Raw genomic sequence first — 4,816 nt, 5'->3', positions numbered from 1 at the left:
CTGCTCCTCTGCTCCCCTGCTCCCCTGCCCCCTTCCTCCTACTGTCCAGGTGCTTTCAGATTTTCAGCACCTTGAGTGACTTTAGCGGAGTCAATGCGATCGCCTTGCTGAATTTTGTTTACTACATCAAAGCCTTGAGTGACATTGCCAAACACGGCGTAGTTACCATCCAAGAAGGCTAGATCCGCTAAAGTAAAGTAAAACTGGGCAGAAGCAGAGTCTGGTGATTGCGATCGCGCCATCGCTACTGCACCCTGTTTATGGGGCAATACGACAGCTTGAGCAGTAGCATCAAATGGTTTATTGTAAATCGGAGTATCTGAACCTTTGGGCTTAACTTCTAAAGGTATATAACGAGCATTTCCCGTTTTTGGGTCAATATAGCTACCTGTTCCCAGTCTATCTGCTGGAAATTTCGGGTCTTTGCTTTGCGGATCGCCCCCTTGAACTACAAACGGTTGGGGTTCGCGCACAACTCGATGGAAAGCTAAACCATCGTACACACCCTTTTGCACTAAATCTACGAAGTTGCCAGCTGTGATGGGGGCATCAGTGCCGTCTACTTCGATAGTAATCGGCGAACCTTTAACCGTAATTACCACAGTAGCTTTGCCTTCAAGCCTTGGTAAATCTGCCAGTCCAGGAATACTCTCAGTAGTAGTTTGAGATACAGATGTTGCTTCAGTAGCTGTCTTGGTGCTTGCCTCGGTTGTGGCCGAGGTAGCAGTCGAGTTTGGAGAAGATGTATTAGAAGCGACTTGCTGTGTTGAACATCCTCCCAACATCAAGGCACTAATAATCAAAAGAGAAAACAAAAATTGTGAAATTTTTAACCGCATTGCCTGTTACCGATTTAACCAGAGTATCTTATCGTTTTGAGGAGCATTGGATTATGGGAGAGGTGACAGGTAACAGGGAATAATCTGTACCCTGTTACCTCTACCTTCTACCCTAATTTCTTAAAGTCCTTCCAATGACACTCCCAAAAAGCGGGCTAACTTTGCGCCTTCTGTTTCCAACTCTGTTAAAGATAAGGGTTGTCCAACCCGTGTTAACGGTATATCTCGCCGTCCCTTAATGCGTAGATAGAGAGCGCGACGGGGGTTAAGACCTTCTTTTACGTCTATTAGTACAGATTGGACATCTTCTATGCGGCTATCAATCTGAATTCGGCGATTTTTGCCAGGAAATCCCCAACGGAAGATTTTGATTGTGCCAGTTTCCCGATCGAATTCGTTGTAACCGCCTCCAACATCCAATAAAATCACTAGCCACAGGTATGTGGCTAATAGCAAGCCAGCAGTACCATATAACCCCATTACCAATCCTTGGGGGATGAATACCAGTTGAGTTGGATCGGAAACTATGAGTAAATTAACTTTTAAATAACTGGATATTCCAGACAATAAAAAGCCGCTTGCTCCCAAGGTAACGATAGTTGCCCACCAGTAGTTACTGAACCGACGAGAACCGAGAACATTTTGGTGCAGGAGGCGATCGCCTTTATTAATCGTTGTTGATGTCGTCATTGAACTACCATTGCCCGTGAGATACTCGCTGTCACATACTCGCACACTAAATGCTTTTGCATAGAGTGGTGGGTTCCTCTGCCAATCCGGCTATTGCTTATGAGGCACGGAGAGCTATGTTTGAAGTCCGCGGGAACCCTGTCGCAGACTATAAATTTTTCACTTTGTACCCTACAAATTTTACTGTCCCGGATAATGCTGGCTTACTTGATACTTGGCTTACTTGTACTACGGGACAAACCACTTAGGCTATTTGTATTTAGTCAAGATATGCCAATTTCCCTTCTCCTTGTCTAACGTTTCACATAGGTTTTCCAGAGGTGTATCAACGACGTGGCGGCAAAGTCATTATCCACATTTTACCAAACATCGTTGACAAAAACTCAACTGCGCCCTTCCATGTTCCTGCTACCGATATAATTTTTTAGGGAATGTTGTACTATTTTTTTACTCATGGCTGATAAAAATTCTTTCTCTCTGTCCTTCAGCCCCCCTTATTCCCTGCTACCCTCTCCCTGCCTCTTTTTGATCTCTTGAAATGAGTGACCTAGCTACGTTTAACTACATTAAATTTTTTCAGATTTCTGAGAAAAGTTGTGTCAAATTGTAAAATTTCTGATATTCATATTATTTATAAGGTTCGTGTTTCATGCCTAATTTGCTTCTGTGTATCAGGCAAAAACCCTGAGTAGTGTGATAAGTTAAGAATCATTAAGTTACCACAAGCTAGATTACTAGCCGATGGTACGTGTAATGTCATAACCCTGAGAAATAATGACTTAACTAGTCAGTAAGCTCTCAGAATCTCAGTTACTTAAAAGCAGTTGAGATTGCCAAAAAAAAACGTTAATTCCTCATGGCAGTCGGTTACATTGGCTTTCCGTAATGCCTTAGAAACGTTGCAATTTTAGTAAAAAAAGAGGATTTTAGTCCGATGACCATCGCAGTTGGACGCGCCCCCAGTAGAGGGTGGTTTGACGTTCTAGACGACTGGCTCAAGCGCGATCGCTTCGTATTCGTAGGTTGGTCAGGGATACTATTATTCCCCTGCGCCTTCCTAGCACTAGGCGGTTGGCTGACCGGTACCACCTTTGTTACCTCTTGGTACACCCACGGATTAGCCTCCTCCTACCTAGAGGGTGCTAACTTCTTGACAGTGGCAGTATCCACCCCCGCCGACAGTATGGGACACTCCCTATTGCTGTTGTGGGGACCAGAAGCCCAAGGCAACCTCACCCGTTGGTTCCAATTGGGTGGTTTGTGGCCATTCGTTGCCCTACACGGAGCCTTCGGTTTGATTGGCTTCATGTTGCGGCAATTTGAAATTGCGCGTCTAGTAGGTATCCGTCCTTACAACGCTCTCGCCTTCTCCGCTCCCATTGCAGTATTCGTCAGCGTATTTCTGATGTACCCCTTGGGACAATCGTCGTGGTTCTTTGCACCCAGCTTTGGCGTCGCGGCAATTTTCCGGTTCCTGCTATTCCTGCAAGGGTTCCACAACTGGACACTCAACCCCTTCCACATGATGGGTGTTGCGGGTGTATTGGGTGGTGCGCTATTGTGTGCTATTCACGGAGCCACAGTCGAAAACACCTTGTTTGAAGATGGTGATGGTGCTAACACCTTCCGCGCCTTCAATCCAACCCAGTCGGAAGAAACCTACTCAATGGTGACGGCAAACCGTTTCTGGTCACAGATTTTCGGGATTGCTTTCTCTAACAAGCGCTGGTTGCACTTCTTTATGTTGTTCGTGCCAGTCACAGGCTTGTGGATGAGCGCCGTCGGCATCGTCGGTTTGGCACTCAACCTGCGGGCTTATGATTTCGTCTCCCAAGAATTACGGGCGGCGGAAGACCCTGAGTTTGAAACCTTCTATACCAAAAACATTTTGCTGAACGAGGGTATCCGCGCTTGGATGGCTCCTCAAGATCAACCCCACGAACAATTTGTATTCCCTGAGGAGGTATTACCACGTGGTAACGCTCTCTAATAGACCAAATATATTAGGCGGCACTGGACGCGACCAAGAATCTACTGGCTTTGCCTGGTGGTCTGGTAACGCGCGTTTAATCAATCTATCTGGCAAACTACTGGGTGCTCACGTTGCCCACTCTGGTTTGATTGTATTCTGGGCTGGAGCGATGACTTTGTTTGAAGTCGCTCACTTCATTCCTGAAAAGCCCATGTATGAGCAGGGCTTGATCCTGTTACCTCACCTCGCCAGTCAGGGCTGGGGTGTTGGTGCTGGTGGTGAAGTTATCGACACCTTCCCCTACTTTGTTGTCGGTGTACTCCACCTAATTTCCTCAGCCGTCCTTGGCTTTGGCGGTATCTATCATGCCGTTCGTGGCCCAGAAACCTTAGAAGAATACTCTTCTTTCTTTGGTTACGACTGGAAAGACAAGAACAAAATGACCAACATCATCGGGTTCCACCTGATTATTTTGGGATGCGGTGCGCTGCTGTTGGTGCTAAAGGCAATGTTCTTTGGTGGTTTGTATGACACCTGGGCACCAGGCGGCGGTGACGTTCGGATTATTACCAATCCGACACTTAACCCAGCAGTCATCTTCGGTTATGTACTCAAGTCTCCCTTCGGTGGCGAAGGCTGGATTGTCAGCGTCGATAACTTAGAAGATGTGGTCGGTGGTCACATCTGGATTGCCTTTATCTTAATTTCTGGTGGTATTTTCCACATTCTTACCAAGCCTTTTGCTTGGTCACGTCGTGCATCCATCTGGTCTGGTGAGGCTTACCTCTCCTACAGCTTGGGCGCTCTGTCGTTGATGGGCTTCATTGCCTCCATCTATGTTTGGTTTAACAATACCGTTTACCCCAGCGAATTTTACGGTCCTACCGGTCCAGAAGCTTCTCAAGCTCAGGCTTTGACCTTCTTGATTCGTGACCAACGCTTGGGTGCTAACGTCGGTTCTGCCCAAGGCCCCACAGGATTGGGTAAATACCTGATGCGCTCTCCAACTGGTGAAATCATCTTCGGTGGTGAAACCATGCGCTTCTGGGATTTCCGCGGCCCCTGGTTGGAGCCTCTACGTGGTCCCAATGGTCTGGATCTGGAAAAAATCAAGAATGATATTCAGCCTTGGCAAGCTCGTCGCGCTGCTGAATACATGACACACGCTCCTCTGGGTTCTTTGAACTCCGTGGGTGGTGTGGCTACTGAAATTAACTCCTTCAACTACGTATCTCCTCGCGCTTGGTTGGCGACCTCTCACTTCGTATTAGGATTCTTCTTCCTAGTTGGTCACTTGTGGCACGCTGTTCGCGCA

4 protein-coding genes are annotated in these 4,816 nt (G+C 47.0%); 2 read left to right on the top strand and 2 right to left on the bottom strand.

The annotated features are described in order from the left end of the window. Positions 1 to 38: 38 nt before the first annotated feature. A complete protein-coding gene (locus IQ229_RS13295) occupies positions 39 to 839 on the bottom strand; it encodes a peptidylprolyl isomerase (protein WP_194044366.1) in 801 nt (266 codons plus the stop codon). Between the two features lie 120 nt (positions 840 to 959). Beyond that, positions 960 to 1,529: a photosystem I assembly protein Ycf4 gene (locus tag IQ229_RS13290; protein WP_194044364.1), complete on the bottom strand. Its 570-nt coding sequence runs from the start codon at positions 1,527 to 1,529 to the stop codon at positions 960 to 962. Between the two features lie 934 nt (positions 1,530 to 2,463). Here IQ229_RS13290 and psbD point away from each other — a divergent pair. Together psbD and psbC are read left to right on the top strand one after the other, a co-directional pair. Continuing rightward, complete coding sequence (gene psbD, locus IQ229_RS13285) at positions 2,464 to 3,519, top strand: photosystem II D2 protein (photosystem q(a) protein) (protein WP_179066789.1); 1,056 nt, start codon at positions 2,464 to 2,466, stop codon at positions 3,517 to 3,519. After that, a partial coding sequence (psbC, locus tag IQ229_RS13280) for a photosystem II reaction center protein CP43 (protein WP_194044362.1) occupies positions 3,503 to 4,816 on the top strand: 1,314 nt, incomplete at its 3' end. The genes psbD and psbC, both read left to right, overlap by 17 nt.

Source organism: Nostoc cf. edaphicum LEGE 07299 (assembly GCF_015207245.1).
Taxonomy (GTDB): Bacteria; Cyanobacteriota; Cyanobacteriia; order Cyanobacteriales; family Nostocaceae; genus Nostoc; species Nostoc edaphicum_B.
Note: the sequence above shows the minus strand (reverse complement) of the source record. Positions and strands in the feature narration are given on the sequence as shown.

Bases quoted from the DNA above. Each gene is read 5' to 3' on its own strand.
- IQ229_RS13295 (WP_194044366.1), bottom strand. From the start codon at position 839: ATGCGGTTAAAAATTTCACAATTTTTGTTTTCTCTTTTGATTATTAGT.
- IQ229_RS13290 (WP_194044364.1), bottom strand. From the start codon at position 1,529: ATGACGACATCAACAACGATTAATAAAGGCGATCGCCTCCTGCACCAA.
- psbD (WP_179066789.1), top strand. From the start codon at position 2,464: ATGACCATCGCAGTTGGACGCGCCCCCAGTAGAGGGTGGTTTGACGTT.